18 protein-coding genes are annotated in these 20050 nt (G+C 72.8%); 11 read left to right on the top strand and 7 right to left on the bottom strand.

Translation table 11 applies throughout. The features are described from left to right. The coding region (locus tag KDL01_RS13175) for an EamA family transporter (protein ID WP_212528737.1) at positions 1-524 on the top strand (524 nt) is incomplete at its 5' end. Between the two features lie 16 nt (positions 525-540). Here the strand turns inward: KDL01_RS13175 and KDL01_RS13170 are convergent. Further along, positions 541-984 carry a hotdog fold thioesterase gene (locus KDL01_RS13170; protein WP_212528736.1) on the bottom strand — a complete coding sequence of 148 codons (444 nt, stop codon included), beginning with the start codon at positions 982-984 and terminating at the stop codon, positions 541-543. Positions 985-1052: 68 nt separating this feature from the next. Between KDL01_RS13170 and polA the strand changes: the two genes are divergently transcribed. Both polA and KDL01_RS13160 read left to right on the top strand, forming a co-directional pair. Continuing rightward, entirely contained in the window at positions 1053-3821 is a 2769-nt protein-coding gene (polA, locus tag KDL01_RS13165) for a DNA polymerase I (protein ID WP_212528735.1), read from the top strand. Positions 3822-4004: 183 nt separating this feature from the next. Continuing rightward, positions 4005-4895 carry a phytanoyl-CoA dioxygenase family protein gene (locus KDL01_RS13160; RefSeq protein ID WP_212528734.1) on the top strand — a complete coding sequence of 297 codons (891 nt, stop codon included), beginning with the start codon at positions 4005-4007 and terminating at the stop codon, positions 4893-4895. A gap of 91 nt (positions 4896-4986) precedes the next feature. Here the strand turns inward: KDL01_RS13160 and KDL01_RS13155 are convergent, their stop codons facing one another. After that, positions 4987-5622, bottom strand: a complete 636-nt coding sequence (locus KDL01_RS13155) for a CoA transferase subunit B (protein ID WP_212528733.1) — start codon at positions 5620-5622, stop codon at positions 4987-4989. 2 nt (positions 5623-5624) lie between these two features. Beyond that, positions 5625-6386 carry a CoA transferase subunit A gene (locus KDL01_RS13150; protein WP_212528732.1) on the bottom strand — a complete coding sequence of 254 codons (762 nt, stop codon included), beginning with the start codon at positions 6384-6386 and terminating at the stop codon, positions 5625-5627. Between the two features lie 213 nt (positions 6387-6599). On the opposite strand from KDL01_RS13150, the gene KDL01_RS13145 reads away from it, so the two are divergent. From KDL01_RS13145 to KDL01_RS13120, 6 genes are read left to right on the top strand one after another with little or no spacing between them, the layout of a single operon-like run. Further along, positions 6600-7850 (top strand): substrate-binding domain-containing protein, encoded by a 1251-nt coding sequence (locus tag KDL01_RS13145; protein WP_212528731.1) that lies wholly within the window; start codon positions 6600-6602, stop codon positions 7848-7850. Further along, entirely contained in the window at positions 7850-8677 is an 828-nt protein-coding gene (locus tag KDL01_RS13140) for an ABC transporter ATP-binding protein (RefSeq protein WP_212528730.1), read from the top strand. The genes KDL01_RS13145 and KDL01_RS13140 overlap by 1 nt, the downstream gene beginning before the upstream one ends. Beyond that, a complete protein-coding gene (locus KDL01_RS13135; protein WP_307846286.1) occupies positions 8674-9462 on the top strand; it encodes an ABC transporter ATP-binding protein in 789 nt (262 codons plus the stop codon). Before KDL01_RS13140 ends, KDL01_RS13135 begins: the two co-directional genes overlap by 4 nt. Then, entirely contained in the window at positions 9459-10328 is an 870-nt protein-coding gene (locus tag KDL01_RS13130; protein ID WP_212528729.1) for a branched-chain amino acid ABC transporter permease, read from the top strand. Before KDL01_RS13135 ends, KDL01_RS13130 begins: the two co-directional genes overlap by 4 nt. Next, positions 10325-11383, top strand: coding sequence for a branched-chain amino acid ABC transporter permease (locus KDL01_RS13125; protein ID WP_212528728.1), 1059 nt, complete (start codon positions 10325-10327; stop codon positions 11381-11383). Before KDL01_RS13130 ends, KDL01_RS13125 begins: the two co-directional genes overlap by 4 nt. Continuing rightward, a complete protein-coding gene (locus tag KDL01_RS13120; RefSeq protein ID WP_212528727.1) occupies positions 11383-12276 on the top strand; it encodes an alpha/beta hydrolase in 894 nt (297 codons plus the stop codon). Before KDL01_RS13125 ends, KDL01_RS13120 begins: the two co-directional genes overlap by 1 nt. A 10-nt stretch (positions 12277-12286) precedes the next feature. Here KDL01_RS13120 and KDL01_RS13115 read toward each other — a convergent pair whose 3' ends face one another. The 4 genes from KDL01_RS13115 to KDL01_RS13100 all read right to left on the bottom strand — a co-directional run bounded on the left by KDL01_RS13115 (position 12287) and on the right by KDL01_RS13100 (position 17440). Then, positions 12287-14158, bottom strand: a complete 1872-nt coding sequence (locus tag KDL01_RS13115) for a helix-turn-helix domain-containing protein (protein WP_212528726.1) — start codon at positions 14156-14158, stop codon at positions 12287-12289. A 46-nt stretch (positions 14159-14204) separates the two neighbouring features. After that, a complete protein-coding gene (locus tag KDL01_RS13110; RefSeq protein WP_212528725.1) occupies positions 14205-14996 on the bottom strand; it encodes a 3-hydroxybutyrate dehydrogenase in 792 nt (263 codons plus the stop codon). 141 nt (positions 14997-15137) lie between these two features. After that, positions 15138-16418, bottom strand: a complete 1281-nt coding sequence (locus KDL01_RS13105) for a hypothetical protein (protein ID WP_212528724.1) — start codon at positions 16416-16418, stop codon at positions 15138-15140. 170 nt (positions 16419-16588) lie between these two features. Continuing rightward, positions 16589-17440: a class I SAM-dependent methyltransferase gene (locus KDL01_RS13100; RefSeq protein ID WP_212528723.1), complete on the bottom strand. Its 852-nt coding sequence runs from the start codon at positions 17438-17440 to the stop codon at positions 16589-16591. Positions 17441-17740: 300 nt separating this feature from the next. Here KDL01_RS13100 and rpsA point away from each other — a divergent pair, with 300 nt between their 5' ends. Both rpsA and coaE read left to right on the top strand, forming a co-directional pair. Continuing rightward, entirely contained in the window at positions 17741-19231 is a 1491-nt protein-coding gene (gene rpsA / locus KDL01_RS13095) for a 30S ribosomal protein S1 (RefSeq protein ID WP_212528722.1), read from the top strand. A gap of 170 nt (positions 19232-19401) precedes the next feature. Continuing rightward, a complete protein-coding gene (coaE, locus tag KDL01_RS13090; protein ID WP_212528721.1) occupies positions 19402-20010 on the top strand; it encodes a dephospho-CoA kinase in 609 nt (202 codons plus the stop codon). Positions 20011-20050: the final 40 nt, after the last annotated feature.

Raw genomic sequence — 20050 nt, 5'->3', positions numbered from 1 at the left:
GCGCCGTGGTGGGGTTCAATCTGACGGCCGGTGGGACGCCGGTGTGGGCGCTCGGCGCGGTCTGCGTGGCCTGCGTGGGGTACGCGGTGGCGCCGATGATCGCGGACCGCATGCTCGGCGACGTGCCGTCTCTCGGCGTGGTGACGCTGTCGCTGAGCGCGGTCGCCTTGGTCTATCTGCCTTTCGGCATCCTGCAGGCGCCGTCGCATCTGCCCCGGGCCGACGTGCTGGCCTCGATCGCGGCGCTGGGCGTGGTGTGCACGGCGTTGGCGTTCGTGTGCTTCTTCGCCCTGATCGCCGAGGCCGGATCGGTGCGCGCGACCGTCTTCACCTACGTGAATCCGGTGGTGGCGCTGCTGGGCGGGGTGGCGGTGCTGGGTGAGAGCGTGACCGGCGGGATCCTGGTCGGGTTCCCGCTGGTACTGGCCGGCAGCTACCTGGCCACCCGCGCGACCCCCGCCGCGGCCGCCCAGACGTCCGAGGCGGCTCAGGCCCCCGCCGTGGCCGAGGGCGCGGGGGCCTGAGCGCGCGCGTGCGCGGCTACTTCTCCCGGATCAGACACGTGATACGCGAGGTGCACACCCGCTTGCCCTGCTCGTCCGTGATGGCGACCTCGTAGGTGGCGGTGCCGCGGCCGAGGTGCAGCGGCGTGGCGGTTCCGGTGACCAGGCCCGCGGCGGCGGCGCGGTGGTGGGTGGCGTTGATGTCCACGCCGACGACGAGCTTGCCCGGGCCGGCGTGCAGGGCGGCGCCGATGGAGCCGAGGGTCTCGGCCAGCGCGACCGAGGCGCCGCCGTGCAGCAGGCCGAGCGGCTGGCGGTTGCCCTCCACCGGCATCGTGGCCACCAGCCGCTGCGGGTCGAGCTCCTTGAACTCGATGCCGAGCTTCTCCGCGAGCTGGCCGCCGTCCCGGTAGACGTCTCCGAAGATCTCCTCGAAATCGGCGGGGATCGAGGGCGCGGAGGGCGCGGGTGAGTCGCTCATGGCGATTCCTTTCGGCGGTTGTGGCTGTCGGGCCCGTTCGTGTCGGTGCCTGCGCCTAGGATTCAAGCATGGCGACGAGCGCGAACACCGCGGGGGCCGAGGGCCGACACGACACCAGCGGGGGGAAACTCCTGCTGCTCGACGGACATTCCATGGCGTTCCGGGCGTTCTACGCCCTGCCCGCGGAGAAGTTCACCGTCGCGGGCGGGGACCAGTGCACGAACGCGGTCTACGGATTCACCTCGATGCTGGTGAACGTGGTGCGCGACGAGAAGCCGACGCACCTCGCGGTGTGCTTCGACGTCTCCCGCGCCGCGCTCGAGCGCACCGCCCTGTATCCCGAGTACAAGGCCCAGCGCGCGGCGCCGCCGGAGCCCTTCCGCGGCCAGATCGACCTGATCGCCGACCTGATGCAGGCGCTGCGGGTGCCGGTGTTCCGCCGCGAGGGCTCGGAGGCGGACGACCTGATCGCGACGCTGACCACGCAGGCCGAGGCGGCCGGGTTCGAGGTGGCGATCGTCACCGGCGACCGGGACGCGCTGCAGCTGGTGACGGACCGGGTCACGGTGCTCTACCCGCGCAAGGGCGTGCAGGACCTGACCAGGTTCACCCCGGCCGCGGTGGAGGAGAAGTACGGCCTGACCCCGCGGCAGTACCCGGATTTCGCGGCGCTGCGCGGGGATCCGTCGGACAACCTGCCCTCGGTGCCGGGTGTCGGGGAGAAGACCGCGGCGAAGTGGATCCGCGAGTACGGCTCGCTCGACGCGCTGCTCGAGCACGCGGACGAGATCAAGGGCAAGGTGGGCGAGAGCCTGCGCGCGAACCTGGACGCGGTGCGGCTCAACCGGCGGCTGACCGAGCTCGACCGCGCGGTGGCGCTCGGCCGCGGCCCGGACGACCTGCGGCGTGAGCCCGGGGACGCGGAGGCGGTGGACCGGCTGTTCGAGACGCTGCAGTTCCGGGTGCTGCGGCCGCGGGTGGCCGAGGTGTTCGGGATCGACGGCGAGGTCGCGCAGCAGGACGCGCCGGTCCTGCCGACGGTGGAGGTGGTCGGGCAGATGCTCGGCACCGGCGAGGTCGCGCCCTGGCTGGCCGAGCACGCGGCCGGGACCGAGCCGCTCGGTGTGGCGCTGACCGGCCGCTGGGGCCGCGGCGGCGGGGACGTGACCGCCCTGGCGATCTCGGGTGCCGCCGGCCCGGCGGCCTGGCTGAACCCGACCGAGCTCGACCCGGCCGACGAGCAGGCCCTGCGCGCCTGGCTGGGCGACGCGGCGAAGCCCAAGGTGCTGCACGACGCGAAGGGGCCGCTGCTGGCGCTGGACGCGCGCGGGCTGACCCTCGAGGGGCTGGCCTCGGACACGGCGCTGGCCGGCTACCTGGTCAACCCGGGCCAGCGCGGGGTGGAGCTGGCCGACCTGGCCCGGCAGTACCTGCACCGCGAACTGGCCCCGGCCGAGCAGGAGTCGGGGCAGCTCTCGCTCGAGTCGCTGGCCGAGCCGGAGGGCGCGGCCGGGGCGCAGGCGCTGATGGCCGAGGCCCGCGCGATCGTGGACCTGGCGCCGGTGCTCGCGGCGAAGCTGGCCGAGGCCGGCACCGACCGGCTGCTGGCGCAGGTGGAGCTGCCGTTGGTGGGGCTGCTCGAGCGGATGGAGCGGCGCGGTATCGCGGCCGGGCGCGACTACCTCGGCGAGCTCGAGGGCATGTTCGCCGCGGACGTGAAGCACGCGGTGGAGGAGGCGCACGCGGCGGTCGGCACGCAGTTCAACCTCGGCTCGCCCAAGCAGCTGCAGGAGGTGCTCTTCGAGCAGCTCGGCCTGCCCACCAAGGGGATCAAGAAGACCAAGACCGGCTACACCACCGACGCCGACGCGCTCCAGACGCTGGTGGGCAAGGCCACCGACCCGCGGCATAGCGCGGCGCTGCTCGCGATCCTGCGCCACCGCGACGTGAGCAAGCTGCGCAGCACGGTCGAGGGCCTGATCAAGACGGTGGCCGAGGACGGCCGGATCCATTCGACGTTCAATCAGATGATCGCGGCCACCGGGCGGCTGTCCTCGACCGACCCGAACCTGCAGAACATCCCGGTGCGCACGGAGGAGGGCCGGCGCATCCGCAAGGCCTTCATCGCCGGCCCGGGCTACGACGCGCTGATGACGGCGGACTACAGCCAGATCGAGATGCGCATCATGGCGCACCTGTCCGGCGACGAGGCGCTGATCGAGGCCTTCAACTCCGGCGAGGACCTGCACAGCTCCGTCGCCGCGCGGGTGTTCGGCGTAGACCCGAAGCAGGTGGACGCGGAGCTGCGGCGCCGGGTCAAGGCGGTCTCCTACGGCCTGGCCTACGGGCAGTCGGCCTTCGGCCTCGCGCAGGGGCTGGGCATCACCAACCTCGAGGCCACCAAGATCATGGAGGGCTACTTCGCCCGCTTCGGCGGGGTGCGCGACTACCTGCGCGCGGTGGTGGACGAGGCCCGCCAGACGGGTTACACCGAGACCCTGCTGGGCCGTCGGCGCTACTTCCCGGATCTGACCTCGACCAATGTGCCGCGGCGTCAGATGGCCGAGCGGATGGCGCTCAACGCGCCGATCCAGGGTTCGGCCGCCGACATCATCAAGGTCGCTATGCTTCGGGTGGAACACGCGTTGCGCGAAGCGGGCCTGCGCTCGAGGCTGCTGCTGCAGGTCCACGACGAACTCGTGCTCGAACTCGACGCGAAGGAGCACAGCAAGGTCGAGGAGTTGGTGCGCCGGGAGATGGCCGGCGCCTACGAACTCAGGGTCCCCCTCGACGTCTCGGTCGGCGTCGGTGCCGACTGGCGCGAGGCGGGTCACTGAGCGCACGCGCTCGCGTACCCCGCGACGCCGCCCGGCGCACGCGGCGGACCTGGGGCGAAACCGCCACGGCGGTGTTGTCACAGGACTGTCACCGCTTTGTGTCCGGCGTGCCGGGCAGCGGTAGGGTGGCGAGCACATTGACCAGAAGCAGGTGGACCCATGGAAGTCACGGAGATAACCGGGATGGCTGAACCGGCTACCACGCCCATGTCCAAGGAGCAGCGCGAGCAGTTCGAGCGCGACGGCTACATCGTCATCCCGGGCGCGCTCAGCGCGGCCGAGGTGCAGCACTACACCGAGATCATCGACCGGGTGTACGCGGCCGAGCAAGAGGCCGCGCGCCTGTCGCCCGAGGGCGCGATGCACATCCTCTCGGCCGTGCACCGTTGCCCGGAGGTCGCTCCGCTGGTGAACCACCCCACCACCTTCCCGCTGGTGTGGTCGATACTGGGCTGGAACGTCCACATCTACCACTCGCACCTCGACGTGCACCCGCCCATCCGCGTGCCCAAGCCCTACCGCTTCGAGTGGCACCAGGACGGCGGCCGGCAGAACCGCGAGCTCGAGACCGACCCGCGTCCGCGCCTGTCGGTGAAGCTGGCCTACTGGCTCTCCGACGTCTCGGTCGAGGGCCGCGGCAACTTCAAGGTCGTGCCCGGCAGCCACCTGCAGAACTGGATAGAGGGTCCGCCGCGCCGGGACGTGGAGTGGCCGGAGCCGCCCGGGGCCGTCGAGGTGTGCGCCAACCCGGGTGACGCGGTGTTCTTCGACCGCCGGATCTGGCACACGCGGACGAACAACTACTCGGACGTGACCCGCAAGGCGATGTTCTTCGCGTACACGCTGCGCTGGATCGCGATCCGCGACGAGGTCGTCGCGGTGCAGCAGAGCCCGGAGTTCGCCTCCTACTCCCCGGTCCAGCGCCAGCTGCTCGGCGAGTCGCTGCACCAGCCGCGGTTCGAGCACACCTACGGCGACCACCAGTGGGGCCACTACCCGGAGACCACTCCGCTGCACGGCTTCCTGAAGGACAACGACCTGCTCGACCCGGCCTACCCGCCGCTCAAGCCGTAACGCGTACGCGCACCCGCGCACACGCCGCGAACGCCCCTGACGGACCGTCAGGGGCGTTCGTGCGTTCGTGCGCCGTGGAGAGCCGGACGGATCAGAGCGCGATGCGCAGCGGCACGCCGGTGGCCTTGACGACCTGCTCCTCGGTGACGTCGGGGGCGAGTTCGCACAGGACCAGGCCGTCGGGCTCGATGTCGATGACGGCGAGGTCGGTGATGATCCGGTGCACGACCTGCTTGCCGGTCAGCGGCAGGGTGCAGGATTCGACGATCTTGGGATCGCCGTCCTTGGCGGTGTGCTCCATCAGCACGATGACGCGCTTGGCGCCGTGCACCAGGTCCATCGCGCCGCCCATGCCCTTGACCATCTTGCCCGGGATCATCCAGTTGGCCAGGTCGCCGGTCTGCGAGACCTGCATCGCGCCGAGCACGGCCACGTCGATCTTCCCGCCGCGGATCATCGCGAACGAGGCGGCCGAGTCGAACAGCGCGGCGCCGGGCAGCAGCGTCACCGTCTCCTTGCCCGCGTTGATCATGTCCGGGTCCTCGTCCCCGGCGTAGGGGTACGGGCCGGTGCCGAGGATGCCGTTCTCGGACTGGAGCACCACGTGCACCCCGTCCGGGACGTGGTTGGGGATGAGCGTGGGCAGGCCGATGCCCAGGTTCACGTACTGGCCGTCGCTCAGTTCCCGGGCCGCGCGCGCGGCCATCTGGTCGCGGTCGAGCGCCATGATCAGACTCCTTCTTCCGTGCGCTGGCGCACGGTGCGCCGCTCGATCCGCTTCTCCGCCACCGTCGCCTCGATCACCCGGTGCACGTGCACCCCGGGCAGCTGTACCTCGCTCGGCGGGATCTGCCCGGGCTCGACGATGCGCTCGGCCTCGAGCACGCAGACGCGCCCGGCCATCGCGGCCAGCGGGTTGAAGTTCATCGCGGAGCCGTTGAACACGGCGTTGCCGTGCCGGTCCGCCACCGCGGCCCGCACCAGGGCGAAGTCGGTGACGATGGCCTCTTCCAGGATGTACTCGCGCCCCTTGAAGGTGCGCACCTCCTTCGGCGGGGAGGCCACGGCCACCGTGCCGTCCTTGTGGTAGCGCCAGGGCAGCCCGCCCTCGGCCACCTGGGTGCCCACGCCGGTGGCGGTGTAGAACGCGGGGATGCCCGCGCCGCCGGCCCGCAGCCGTTCGGCCAGCGTGCCCTGCGGGGTGAGTTCCACCTCGAGCTCCCCGCTCAGGTACTGCCGGGCGAACTCCTTGTTCTCGCCTACGTAACTGCTGGTCATGCGGGAGATCTGGCCGGATTCGAGCAGCAGCCCGAGGCCCCAGCCGTCGACCCCGCAGTTGTTCGACACCACGCGCAGGTCTTGTGGACCGGACGCGAGAAGAGCGGCGATCAGAGTGGAGGGGATCCCGCACAGTCCGAACCCGCCGACGGCGATCGTGGCGCCGTCCGGGATGTCGGCCACGGCAACAGCCGCGGCGACCACCTTGTCCATGTGACTTCCCTTGACTTCCTTGTCGTCGTGTCGTCTGTGACAACGGTCGTTCTCCCCGCACTGTAGTCTCGCCCGCCCGGCCTGGACGATCAGATGTCGCGGCGGCACATGCGCGGCGCCGGGATTGTGGCCCCGGCTCACATGGGGGCGCGGCGGCGCTGTTCCTAGGGTCCATCCCGACCCCATCCCCGGAGTTTCGACGTAGGAGCCGCAATGACGCGTCCTGATCCGTATTCCGCCCGGGCGCGCCGCGTCCTGGCCGCGACCGGCCTGGTCGCGCTGGCCGCGCTGGCGGCCGGCTGCGCGTCCCCGACCGGCGGCGGCGCGGCCTCGAACGCCGCCTCCACCGGGTCGAGCGTGAAGATCGGCATCATCACCGCCGAATCAGGGCCCTACGCCCCGTACGGCGAGGAGTATCTGGCCGGGCTCAAGGCGGGCCTGAGCTATCTGAGCAACGGCACCGACGTCATCGACGGGCACAAGGTGCAGCTGGTGATCGACGACGACGCGGACAGCCCGGCCACCGCCGTGGCCGACGCCAAGGACCTGATCGGCCAGGGCGTGGACATGATCGGCGGGACGGTGGACTCCGCGATCGCGCTGCAGGTGGCCGCGGTGGCGGCGCAGAACAAGGTGCTCTACATCGCCGGGCCCGCCGCGGTCGACTCCCTCGACGGCCTCAACCGCTACACCTTCCGCTCCGGCCGCGAGTCCTACCAGGACATCGCCACCGCGGGCACGTTCGTGGGCGACCTGACCGGCAAGAAGGTCGTGGTGCTCGCGCAGGACAGCGAGTTCGGCACCGCGAACGTGGCCGGGGTCAAGGCCGTGCTCGGCGGGCAGGGCGCCTCGGTCAGCAGCGTGCTGGTGCCGCTGAGCGCGACCGACTTCACCCCGTTCACCGCGAAGATCCTCGCGGCCAAGCCCGACCTGCTGTTCGTGGCCTGGGCCGGGACCAACGCGACGCAGATGTGGACGACGCTGAACCAGCAGGGCGTGCTCTCGGCCACGAAGGTGGTCACCGGCCTGGCGAACACGGCCACCTACCCGGCGACCGGGCCGGCCGGATCCAAGATCGAGTTCCTGGCGCACTACTTCCCGGGCGCCGGCGGCGGCAACGCGTACGAGGCCGCGATGACGAAGACGGTGACCGAGTCCGGCGGTACGGTGGACCTGTTCACCCCGGACGGCTTCACCGCGATGCAGATGTTCGCGCACGCGCTCGAGGCCTCCCCGACCGACGTCAGTGCCATGATCAAGGCACTGGAGGGCTGGTCCTTCGCCGGAGTCGAGGGCCAGTACACCGTCCGCGCCGCCGACCACGCGCTGCTGCAGCCGGAGTTCGAGGCCAAGCTCACCGGCTCCGGCACCAGCTGGATCCCGCAGCTGGTCAAGGCGGTGGATCCGAACACGATCGCGCCCCCGGTGCCCGCCACCCCGGCCTGGTCGACGTCAGGGTCGTGATGGAACTGCGAACCGCCGAAGCGCGCGGCACCGTGCCCGCGCGGGACGTGCGCCCCGCCCTCGCGCTGGCCGGCCTCGGCTGGCGCGTGGGCGGGCGCACCGTGCTCGACGAGGTCACCCTGGAGGTCGGCCCCGGTGAGCTGCTGGCCGTGATCGGGCCGAACGGAGCGGGCAAGACCTCGCTGTTCAACCTGATCAGCGGCCTGACCCGGCCCAGCGGCGGCCGGATCCTGGTGCACGGCCGGGACGTGACCGCGCTGCCCGCGCACCGGAGGGTACGCGCCGGGCTCGGGCGCACCTTCCAGACCTCCAGCGTGCTGCCCGGGCTCACCGTGGCCGAGAACGCGCAACTGGCCGCGCAGGCAGCCCTCAGCGGGCCCTACGGCAGCCTCAAGCCCTGGGGCTGGATCGGCCCGAAGGCCAGGGCGACCGCGGCCGACGCGCTCGCCCGCACCCGGCTGGACGCCGACGCCGCACGCCGGGCCGGGTCGCTCTCGCACGGCGGCAAGCGCAAGCTCGAACTCGCGATCCTGCTCGCCGGGCAGGGCGCCCGGCCGGAGTCCGCCGCGGCCGGACAGGTGCTGCTGCTCGACGAGCCGATGGCCGGGATGGCGGTGGAGGAAGTGCCCGAACTCACGGCCCTGATCCGCGAGATCCACGCCGGCGGCGCGACGATCCTCATGGTGGAGCACCACATGGAGGTCGTGCTGGGTCTGGCCGAGCGGATCGCGGTGCTGCACCACGGCGCCCTGCTCGCCTGCGACGTGCCCGAGGCGATCACCGAGAACGCGGTGGTCCGCGAGGCCTATCTGGGGGAGCCGCTGTGAGCGCCGTGGAGCCCGTGAACACCGCAGCGAACCTGCTGGAACTCGAGGACGTGCGGGTGCGCCTCGGCGGCAGCGCGATCCTGCACGGCGTGTCCTTCACCGTGGCCGCCGCCGGGGTCACCGCGCTGCTCGGGCGCAACGGCGTCGGCAAGACCACGACCGCCAAGTCCGTCCTGGGCCTCTACCCGGCCACCGGCTCGATCCGGCTGGACGGGCGCGAGTTGATCGGCCTGCCCACGCACGCGGTGGCCCGCCTCGGCATCGGCTACGTGCCGGAGGACCGCGGCGTGTTCGCCGGACTGACCGTGGCCGAGAACCTGCGCCTGGCCGAGCCGCGCGAGCAGCCCAAGGCCGGCTACCCGCGCGTCTACGAGCTCTTCCCGGTGCTCGAGGCCCGCGCCGCGCAGCCCGCCGGGACGCTCTCCGGCGGCGAGCAGCAGATGCTCGCCATCGGCCGGATCCTGTTGCGCCGCAACCGCCTGCTGGTCGTCGACGAGCCGACCAAGGGCCTGTCCCCGAAAGTGGCCGCCGAGGTGGCCCGTGCCCTCAAGGAGGTGGCCGAGACCGTGCCCGTCCTGCTGATCGAGCAGAACTTGAGCGTGGTGCGCACGCTGGCCGGACAGGCCGTGGTGCTCGACACCGGCCGGGTCGCGCACCGCGGCGCCACCCGCGACCTGCTGGCCGATCCGGCCCGCACCAACGCGCTGCTCGGCGTCTCCACCGCCCGGGCCGACCCCGTTCGGGCCGACACCGCCCGGGCCGACGCACGCGGGGGTACGGCATGACGACCGTGCTGCTGCTGACCGCGACCGGGCTGGGCGTGGCCGCGCTCTACTTCCTGGTCGCCTCCGGGCTGACCCTGATCTTCGGCCTGATGGACGTGCTCAACTTCGCCCACGGCGCGTTCGTCGGGCTCGGCGGGTACGTCGGCTGGACCGTGGCCGACCGGCTCCCCGGCTCGCCCGGCCTGGTCCTCGGGCTGCTCGCCGGGGTGGCCGCGGGCGCCGCCACGGCCGCGGTGACCGAACTCGCCGTCATCAGGCCCCTGTACGGCCGGCCGCTCGACCAGGTGCTGGCCACGGTCGGCCTCGGCCTGGCGATCCCCGCGCTGCTGCAGGCGGTGTGGGGAGCGGACGCGCGCACCTGGACCCTGCCGGGCTGGCTGGCCGGCACCGTCGGGCTGTTCGGCGCGCGGATCCCGAGTGTGCGCTTCCTGCTGATCGGGCTGGCCATGGCGCTGCTGCTCGGGCTGCGGCTGCTGCTCGGGCGCACCCGCGCCGGGCTGGTGGTGCGCGCGGGCGTGGAGGACCGGGAGATGGTCACCGCGCTCGGGATCGACGTGCGCCGGGCCAACCTGGCCGTGTTCGCCCTCGGCGGCGCCGCGGCCGGGCTCGGCGGGGCGCTGTTCGGCCTGTATCAGGGCTCGGTCTCCCCGGGCGACGGCACCTCGCTGCTCGTCTACGCGTTCGTGGTCGTCGTGCTCGGCGGCGCCGGCTCGATCACCGGGACCGCGCTGGCCGCCGTCGCGGTCGGCCTGGTGCAGCAGTACGCCGACTACGCCTCGGCCAGCCTGGGCGACGAGTCCGTCGTGATCCTGCTCGCCGCGGTGCTCCTGCTGCGCCGCCGGAACCTGCGTGGAAGGCCCGCGTGAATACTCTGACATCGACGTGGCGGCGCGGCCCGCTCGCCTCCCGCTGGGTGCGCGCGGGCCTGGTGTTCGCCGTGCTCTACGCCCTGCCCTACTCGACCCTGCGGATACCAGGGGTCTTCGACGGACCGCTGGACGCGCCCGGGGTCTTGCAGCTGCTCGCGGTGTGCCTGGTCTTCGCCGGGCTCGCGATGAGCTACGACCTGCTGTTCGGGCACACCGGCGTGATGTCCTTCGGCCACGGCATGTTCGTCACTGGCGGCATGTACGCCACCACGATCCTGGTGGACCACGCCGGATTCGGGCTGTGGACCTCCGCCGCGATCGGCCTGGCCGTCGCGCTGGCGGCGGCGGTGGTGCTCGGCGCGGTGGCGCTGCGGGTGGAGGGGATCGGCTTCGCCATGGTCACGCTCGCCTTCGGGCAGGCAGTGGCGATCCTGGTGGTCTCCGGCTCGCCCCAGCTGACCGGCGGCGAGCAGGGCGAGACGCTCGACGCCGGCGCCGTGCCCGCGGTCCTGAGCGGGGTGCGTAACACCGCGAACCTGTACTGGATCGCGTTGGCCTACCTGGCCGTGTGCGCGCTGGTCGTCTGGGGTCTGGCGGCCTCCATGCCCGGCCGGGTGATGCGCGCGCTGCGGGAGAACGAGCGGCGGGTGGAGGTGCTGGGACTGAACCCGTACCTGTTCAAACTGCTGGCCTTCGTCGTCGCCGGAGTGCTCGCGGCCGGCGGCGGGGTGGTGTACCTGTTGCTGCTCGGCGGCGCCACCCCGACCGTCTCCGACTCGAATTTCACCTTGAGTCTGTTGGTCATGGCGGTTCTAGGCGGGACAGGACGCCGTTGGGGGGCGATGATCGGAGGAGTGCTGTACGGGTACGCCGGCCAGTCGCTGACCCGGGTCTCCGGATCCTCGGCGGTGGCGGGGCTGCCCGGGGTGCTGCGCGGACCGCTGGAGCAGCCGCTGTTCCTGCTCGGCGCCGCGTTCGTCCTGGTGGTTTTCTTCGCGCCGGGCGGCCTGACCGGCCGCTTCGGCGGGAGGATGAGGAGGGAGGAGGCCTGATGGGCGGGTGGCAGGAGTACAGCGAGTCGCACGTGGCGGTGCCCGGGGGGCGGTTGGCGGTGCTGCACTGGGCCGCGGCGGTTCCGGACGCGCCGACCGTGCTGCTCGTGCACGGCATCACCGGCAACGCGCTGGCCTGGGCGGGCGTGGTGGAGGAGCTGGCCGGGCGGGCCGAGGTGTACGCCCTCGACCTGCGCGGCCGGGCCGGCTCGCGGGAGATCGCCGGGCCCTGGGGCATCGACCGCGACGCGCAGGATCTGGTCGCCGTGCTCGACGCGCTCGGCATCGGGCGGGTGGCGGTGCTCGGCGGACACTCGCTCGGCGCCTTCATCGGCGCGAGCGCGGCCCTGGCGTACCCGGACCGGTTCGGGCGCTTCGTCGCGGTGGACGGCGGCCTCGGCTTCCCGCTGCCGCCCGCGGCCGACCCGGACGCGATCCTGGAGGCGGTGGTCGGCCCGGCGGTCAAGAAGCTCTCGATGACCTTCGCCGATCCCGAGGCCTACCTGGACTTCCACCGCGCCCACCCGTCCTTCTCGGGCCACTGGTCCGAGCCGATGATCGCCTACCTGCGCCGGGACACGCTCGTGCTGCCGGACGGCCAGGTCGTCTCCTCGTGCATCGAGGACGCCGTGCGCGCCGACGGCAAGCAGGTGCTGCTCGACCCGCGCCTGCGCACCGCGATCAATGAGCTGACGTGCCCGGTGGACTTCGTCCACGCGGCGCGCGGGATGCTCAACGAGGACCAGGCGCTCTACGACGCGGCGCGGCTCGAGCTCGGCGGCCTCGATCCGGCGCGGGTGCGGGTGGAGCTGGTACCGGATACGAACCACTACACGGTCATCGGCCCGGGCCCGGGCGCGCGGGCGGTCGTCAGGGCCCTGTTACGCCGGTAATGGCGTCCGGCTAGCGCAGCCGGTGCAGCCGCAGCGCGAGTTGCAGTTCCAGGGCGCGGTCCGGTGCCTGCCAGTCCGCGCCCAGCAGCTTCCCGATCCGCTCCAGCCGCTGGGTGACCGTGTTGACGTGCACGTGCAGCCGGTCCTTGGCCCGCATCAGGTTGCCGCCGCAGGCGAAGTAGGCCTCGAGGGTGCGCAGCAGGTCGGTCTGGCGGCGCGCGTCGTACTCGAGCACCGGGCCGAGTACGGCCTCGACGAAGCCGGGCACCCGGCCGCCGCCGAGCAGCAGGCCGACGAAGCCCAGGTCCGCCGCGCAGGCCCCGTCGCCGATGCGGCCGAGGGCGAGCAGCGCGCCGAGACAGCGCTCCGCCTCCTCGAACAGCGCCGCCACCGCCAGCGGGCCGAAGGCGGGGCCCGCGGCGCCCGCGGTCACCGGCCGCTGGATGGCGGCGTGCAGGTGGTGCACCACGTCGCGGGCGGTCGCGGTCGGCTCGGTGCCCGGCAACAGCAGCACGATCGTGCCCGCGCGCTCCCCGGCCAGGCCGTGCCGGGTCGCGGCCAGGTGGGAGGCGGCGGAGACCAGCCGGCGCCGGTCGGCGTCCTCGGCCCTGGCCACCACCAGCACGTGCGCGGCATCGAGGTCGGCGGACAGCCGTCTGGCCCGCTCGCGCAGCCCGGCCGCGTCCGGGTCGGCCCGCCCGACCGCGTCGAGCAGGTCGGTGAGCAGCTCGCCGCGCACCTGGTACTCGGCCTCGCGCACCGAACGCTCCGTCAGCAGCCGCAGCGCGGTGACCATCGCGGCCCGCTCCAGGATCCGCTGCTCGGCCTTGTCCAGATCGGCCGGGCCGCGGAAGGCCAGCGTGCCCAGACGCTCGCCGCCCGCCTGGATCGCGGCCACCCAGCGCCCGGCGGCGAGTACGGCCCGGCCGGTGCGCTCGGACTGCGCGGCCGCGGCCTGCACCCCGGGCCCGCGCGCGTCGGCCTCGGCGCCGTGCAGCACCCGGCCCTGATCGTCCGTCAGACACACCGTGCCGCCGAGCAGATCGCTGACCGAGGCCGCGAGCTCGCCGACCCCGGCGCCGCGCAGCAGCAGCCCGGTCAGCGCCTCGTGCGCCTCTGCCGCGCGCTCCACCGCGGCGCTGTGCTCCCGGATGACGCGGCTGGCCTCGGCCAGCTCGGCCAGCGCCGCCTTGGTCTCGGCGAGCTGATTCGCCGACTCGATGGCGATGGCGGCGTGGGTGGCGAGCGAGCCGAGCAGGGCGAGCTCGTCCCGGGTGAACGGGCGCACCGAGCGGTCGGAGGCGAACAGCACCCCGATCACCTTGCCGTTGACCAGCAGCGGCACGCCCAGGATCGCGACCAGGCCCTCGTCGTGCACGGCGCTGTCGATGGCGCGGGTGTGCCGGAACCGGTCGTCGTTGAAGTAGTCCGCGGTGGCGTAGGGCGAGGAGGTCTGCGCCACCAGCCCGCCGAGGCCCTCGCCCATGCCGAGGCGCACCCGCTGGAACTCGGCCGAGACCGAGCCCGCGGTCACCCGCATGTAGGTGTCGCCCGCGTGCTCGTCGTGCAGCGACAGGTAGGCCACGTCGGTGCCGAGCAGCTTGCGGGCGCGGATCACGATCGCGCGCAGCACGTCGTCGAGGTCGCGCAGCCCGGCCAGGTCCCCGGCCGTCTCGAACAGCGCGGTCAGCTCGTTCTCCCGGCGCCGCTGCTCGCGCAGCGTGGTCCGGATGCGCAGCGCCAGGGTCCTGGCCTGCTCCACCGCCGCCGCCTGCTCCGGATCCCGGCTCTCGGTCCGGGCCCGGCGGACCGGCTCGTCGTACTCGGCGGACGGGGCGTCGCGCGCGAGCAGGCCGAGATAGACGAGATCCGCGCTGGTCATGATGCTCCGACGGGTCCTTTCCGGATGATCGAGGGGTGCCGGGAGGTTACTGCGCGGTCCAGGCGCCGTCCATGGCCAGCGAGGCCCCGTTCACGAACGCGGCCGAGGGCGAGCACAGGTAGAGCACCAGGTCGGCCACCTGGCCGGGCTCGATCAGCCGCTTGGTCGCGGACCGGGCCAGCAGCACCTTCTCCACCACCTCCTGCTCGCCGATCCCGTGCGCGGCGGCCTGCTCGGCGATCTGCTTCTCCACCAGCGGCGTGCGCACGTACCCGGGGTTGACGCAGTTGGAGGTCACCCCGTGCGCGCCGCCCTCGACCGCGGCCACCTTGGACAGGCCCTCGAGCGCGTGCTTCGCGGTGACGTAGCCGACCTTGTACGCCGAGGCGCGCAGGCCGTGCACAGAGGAGATGTTCACGATCCGCCCCCAGCTCTGGCCGTACATGTGCGGCAGCGCGGCGCGCACCAGGTGGAACGGCGCCTCGACCATCACGGTGAGCATCCGGTGGAAGACCTCGGGCGGGAACTGCTCGAGCGGCCGCACCACCTGGAACCCGGCGTTGTTGACCACGATGTCGGCGTCCGCGGCCAGCGGGGCGGCCGCCGCCGGGTCGGCCAGGTCCACCGGGTGCGCCTCGCCGCCCACGGCCTCGGCCACCCGCCGCGCGCCCTCCGCGTCGAGGTCGAGTACCCGCACCTTCGCTCCGGCGCCGGCCAGGGCCTCGGCGCAGGCCCGGCCGATCCCGCTGGCCGCGCCGGTCACCACGGCGGTGCGGCCGCCGAGGTCCACCCTGCCTCCGCCGGCGGCCCACGCGGCCGCGTCCACGATCCTCGTCATGAGCTCGACCGTACGGCCGCCGCCCGGGCGCTCGCATGTGAGCGGTCCACACAGCCGCTCCGGGACGCGTGTGGACGTGCCCCATCCACGGCCCGGAGCCCGGGCCCGGATCGCGGGCCCGGATCGCGGGCGGCGGACCGGCTACGCGGCGGCCGGCGCGTGCTCGGTGGCGGCCAGCGGGCGGGCGGCCGGGTGCCGGGCCCGGGCGGCCAGGGCGAGGCCGGCCGCGGCGGTGACCGTGCCGACGACGGCGGCCGTGGTGATCAGCCGGACCGGCGTGTCGTGCGCGAAGACGGTGATGGCGATCAGCTCGGCCGCGATGCCGGTGAGCACCAGCCAGCCCACCGCCGCCGAGCCGCGGGCCACCGCGTCCAGCTGCACCAGCTGGACCAGCGCCTGCACCGCCCCGGCCAGGGCGAAGAGCCAGGCGGCCGACTCGAGCGAGAAGGAGGCGCCCTGGGTGTAGTGGCTGCCGAAGGCGATGCGCACCAGCGGGCCCGCCGTGGCCGCCACCAGGACGGTGGTGACCAGCCCGATGGCCAGCGAGGCGGCCACCCCGGCGCGCAGCGCGACCCGGCGGGTGGCGGGCACGGCCAGCCGCGGATAGGCCAGGATCGCGACGAACTGGGGGCCGAAATACCCCGCCCGGGTGAACAGCGCCCCGGCCTGGTAGTTGCCGAGGGTCGCGCCCCGGTAGTAGTGCGCCGAGAGCAGGCCGTCGAGCAGCGAGAGCATCAGCGCCGCGCCCATGCCCCAACTGGCCGTGCCGAGCTCGCGCAGGTACCCGTCTCCGCGCACCAGCCGGCGGGTGGTGACCAGGTCGCGCAGGACGTAGTGGCACAGCGCGCACACGGCGAACCAGGACAGCGCGACCGCGCCCATCACCACGGTCGGGTTGCGCACCGCCCCGCCCACGATCAGCCCCGAGCCGAACTTCACCGCGTTCATGGCGATGAACAGCGTCGTGAACGCCACGAACCGGCTCGTGCCCTGGGCCAGGCCGAAGTAGCCGGAGATCACGGTGTAGGGCAGCAGCGAGAGCGCGGTCCAGGCGACCTGCGCGGCGGAGACGGCGGGCAGCGCGGCCGAGAGCGCGGGGGAGAGCAGCAGCAGGACGAGCGCCTCGCCCAGGCCGACCAGTGCCGACCAGCGGATCAGCGGTCCGGCCAGGGCTCTGACGTGGTCCCCGGCGATCCCGCCGTCCTGCGCGGTCGCGGTCGCCACCCGCCGGGCGGTGACCGCCTGCAGCGCCGTGGCCGGGATGGAGGCGATCAGGAACAGCGCGAGCAGCGCGCCGATCTGCCCGTAGCCGGTGGAGCCGAGCTGGTGCGAGAGGGCGAAGCTGAACCCGTAGGACAGGACGTTGCCCGCCATTATCCCGACCGCGACGATCGCACTGTCGGCCAGCAGCCGTCGGGCCATGGGATGCGGCCCCTCTCTGGGAGTGGTCGGCCGGGGCCGGAGCGGTGACCCCCCGTCAGCCGAAACTGTAAACCGGCCGCGGCCCGTGCTCCAGTATCCGCCACGGCACGGGCACGCTGAGCGACGCCGCCCGGGCGTGTCCGGGCGCCCGGCGCGCCGCCGGCTCCGGCTCAGCCGTCCTTGCGGGTCACGAAGATCGCCGTGCCCGGGATCAGCCCGCCGCGCAGCGCCGACCAGCCACCGCCCCAGGGCTCGCCCAGGTCGCGCGGGTACTCCGGCTCCACCAGGTCCACCAGCCGCAGCCCCGCCGCCGTCAGTTCCCTAATACGGTCGCCGAGGGTGCGGTGGTGCTCGACGTAGCCGGCCGAGCCGTCCTCATCCTGCTCCACGTAGGGGCGCCGGTCGAAGTAGGAGTGGCGCACCACCAGGCCCTCCTCACCCGGAAGGTCGGGCAGGGCCCAGCGCACCGGGTGCGGCACCGCGAACACCCAGCGCCCGCCCGGCCGCAGCACCCGGGCCGCCTCGCGCATCAGCAGGGCCGAGTCCGCCACGAACGGAATCGCCCCGAAGGCGGAGCACAGGATGTGGAAACTTTCGTCCGCGAACGGCAGCCGGGTCGCGTCCGCCTGGACCAGCCGCAGCGGCGCCCGGCCCTGCTGCTCGTCGATCCGGCGGGCGTGCTGGAGCTGGCGCGCCGAGACGTCAAGCGCCGCCACCCGGGCGCCGCGGTCCGCGAGCCAGCGGGCGCACTGCGCCGCGCCGCAGCCGATCTCCAGCACGTCCAGGCCCGCCACCTCACCGAGCATGCCGGCGTCCTCCTCGTAGAGCCCCTCCGGACCCCACAGGAACCGCGCGTCCCCCAGGTACTCGCCGTGGTCCGCCTGGTACTCGTCCGCGTTCGCGTCCCACCAGGTGCGGTTGGCCCGGACCGTCTCGTCCTGCGACGCCTCGCGCCGCGCGACCAGCTCGGCCACCGCCGTCGCGGATCCGTCCGCCGAACCTCTCGACTCCGTGCCCTCCACGCCCTTATCCTTTCCTGACCAGGCCCGGGTGCCCGTTCGCCGTGTTGTTCCGGCGACGTTTCCGCGGGCCCGTGACGCCGCCCGGCGCACCGTCTTGGCGTGCGCGATTGACCATGGATACGCACAGAGCCTATCCTGGCTTTTGCGCTGCGGAACCCGTGTGGTTTCAGACCGAGGGAACCGCACCGACTGAACCGCTGTTCTCGAACCGCTCGTCGCGACCAGGACGTTAACAGCCACCCGAGTCAGGCCTCCGCCGCGTGAATAGTCGACCACATCCGCCCCGGAGCCCTTTCCCCCATGACGAGCAGCACCGAGACCCCCCGCACGCCGCAGGTCGCCATCAACGACATCGGGTCGGCGGAGGACTTCCTCGCCGCGATCGATGAGACCATCAAGTACTTCAACGACGGCGACATCGTCGACGGCACCATCGTCAAGGTGGACCGCGACGAGGTCCTGCTCGACATCGGCTATAAGACCGAGGGCGTCATCCCCTCGCGCGAGCTGTCGATCAAGCACGACGTCGACCCCCATGAGGTCGTGTCGGTCGGCGACCACGTCGAGGCCCTGGTCCTCCAGAAGGAGGACAAGGAAGGCCGACTGATCCTGTCCAAGAAGCGCGCCCAGTACGAGCGCGCCTGGGGCACGATCGAGAAGATCAAGGACGAGGACGGCATCGTCACCGGTACCGTCATCGAGGTGGTCAAGGGCGGTCTGATCATCGACATCGGCCTGCGCGGCTTCCTCCCCGCGTCGCTGGTCGAGATGCGCCGCGTGCGCGACCTGCAGCCGTACGTCGGCAAGGAGCTCGAGGCCAAGATCATCGAGCTGGACAAGAACCGCAACAACGTGGTCCTGTCCCGCCGTGCCTGGCTCGAGCAGACCCAGTCCGAGGTCCGCCAGACCTTCCTCACCACCCTGCTCAAGGGCCAGGTACGTTCCGGCGTGGTCTCCTCGATCGTCAACTTCGGTGCGTTCGTGGACCTCGGCGGCGTCGACGGCCTGGTGCACGTCTCCGAGCTGTCCTGGAAGCACATCGACCACCCCTCCGAGGTCGTCGAGGTCGGCCAGGAGGTCACGGTCGAGGTCCTGGACGTCGACATGGACCGCGAGCGCGTCTCCCTGTCGCTCAAGGCGACCCAGGAAGACCCGTGGCAGCAGTTCGCCCGGACCCACCAGATCGGCCAGGTCGTCCCCGGCCGCGTCACCAAGCTGGTGCCGTTCGGCGCGTTCGTCCGGGTGGACGAGGGCATCGAGGGCCTGGTGCACATCTCCGAGCTGGCCGAGCGCCACGTGGAGATCCCGGAGCAGGTCGTCCAGGTGTCCGACGAGATCTTCGTCAAGGTCATCGACATCGACCTCGAGCGCCGGCGCATCTCGCTCTCGCTCAAGCAGGCGAACGAGGGCCTGACCGGAGACTCGACGGTCGACCAGTTCGACCCGACCCTCTACGGCATGGCCGCCTCCTACGACGCCGAGGGCAACTACCTCTACCCGGAGGGCTTCGACCCGGAGACCGGCGAGTGGCTCGAGGGCTACGACACGCAGCGCGAGGCCTGGGAGGCGCAGTACGCCGAGGCGCAGGCCCGGTTCGAGCAGCACCAGAAGCAGATCGCCGAGGCCCGCAAGGCCGACGCCGAGGCCGCTGCGAACGGCACTGCTGCGCCCGAGGGCGGCCCGGCCCCGTCGAGCTACTCCTCGACGGCGTCCGGTGAGGCCACCGGCACCCTGGCCTCTGACGACCAGCTCGCCGCACTGCGCGAGAAGCTGGCCGGCGGCCAGAGCTGAGCCGAGGACCGCTTCGGGCCCCCGGGCCCGGCTGAGGTCTGAGACAGCCTGAGAGGGGCCCGTCCACCACACGGTGGGCGGGCCCCTTCGTCGTGCCCGCGGGCGCGGACGGTACCCTCCGGATATCCGGACTCTGCTCCGAACGGCCGCGAGGGAAGGTACGGGCACTGATGCGCACGCTGCATGTCGGACTGACCGGGGGCATCGGCGCGGGCAAGAGCACGGTGGCCGCCCGCCTCGCCGCCCTGGGTGCGCTCGTGCTCGACGCCGACCTCGCCGCGCGGGCCGTGGTGGAGCCCGGCACCGAGGGCCTCGCCGCGGTGGCCGAGGCCTTCGGACCCGAGGTGCTCGGGCCCGACGGCGCGCTGGACCGGGCCGCGCTGGCCGAGCTGGTGTTCGGGGACGAGCGGCGCCGCGGCGAGCTCAACGCGATCATCCACCCGCGGGTGCGCACCTGGATGGCCGAGCGCACGGCGGCGGCGCCGGAGGGCAGCGTCGTGGTGCAGGACATCCCGCTGCTGGTCGAGAGCGGGCTGAAGCCGCTGTTCGACGTCGTCGTGGTCGTCGACGCGCGCGACGAGACCCGGATCGACCGGCTGGTGCGGCTGCGCGGGATGAGCCGGGAACAGGCCGAGGCGAGGATCGCGGCCCAGGCGCCCCGGGAGCGGCGCAACGCGGCGGCCGACCACCTCCTCGCCAACGACGGGACCGAGAGCGAGCTCGTCGAGGCCGTCGACGCACTCTGGCGAGAGCTCACCGAGCTGCATCACAGATCCTGATAGGGTTCCCAAGCCGTACCCCGCCGACGCGAGCACCCGT

Origin of the sequence: Actinospica durhamensis (assembly GCF_018139695.1) — a bacterium.
Classification (GTDB): domain Bacteria; phylum Actinomycetota; class Actinomycetes; order Streptomycetales; family Catenulisporaceae; genus Actinospica; species Actinospica durhamensis.
This window is presented reverse-complemented; position numbering and strand designations above follow the sequence as displayed.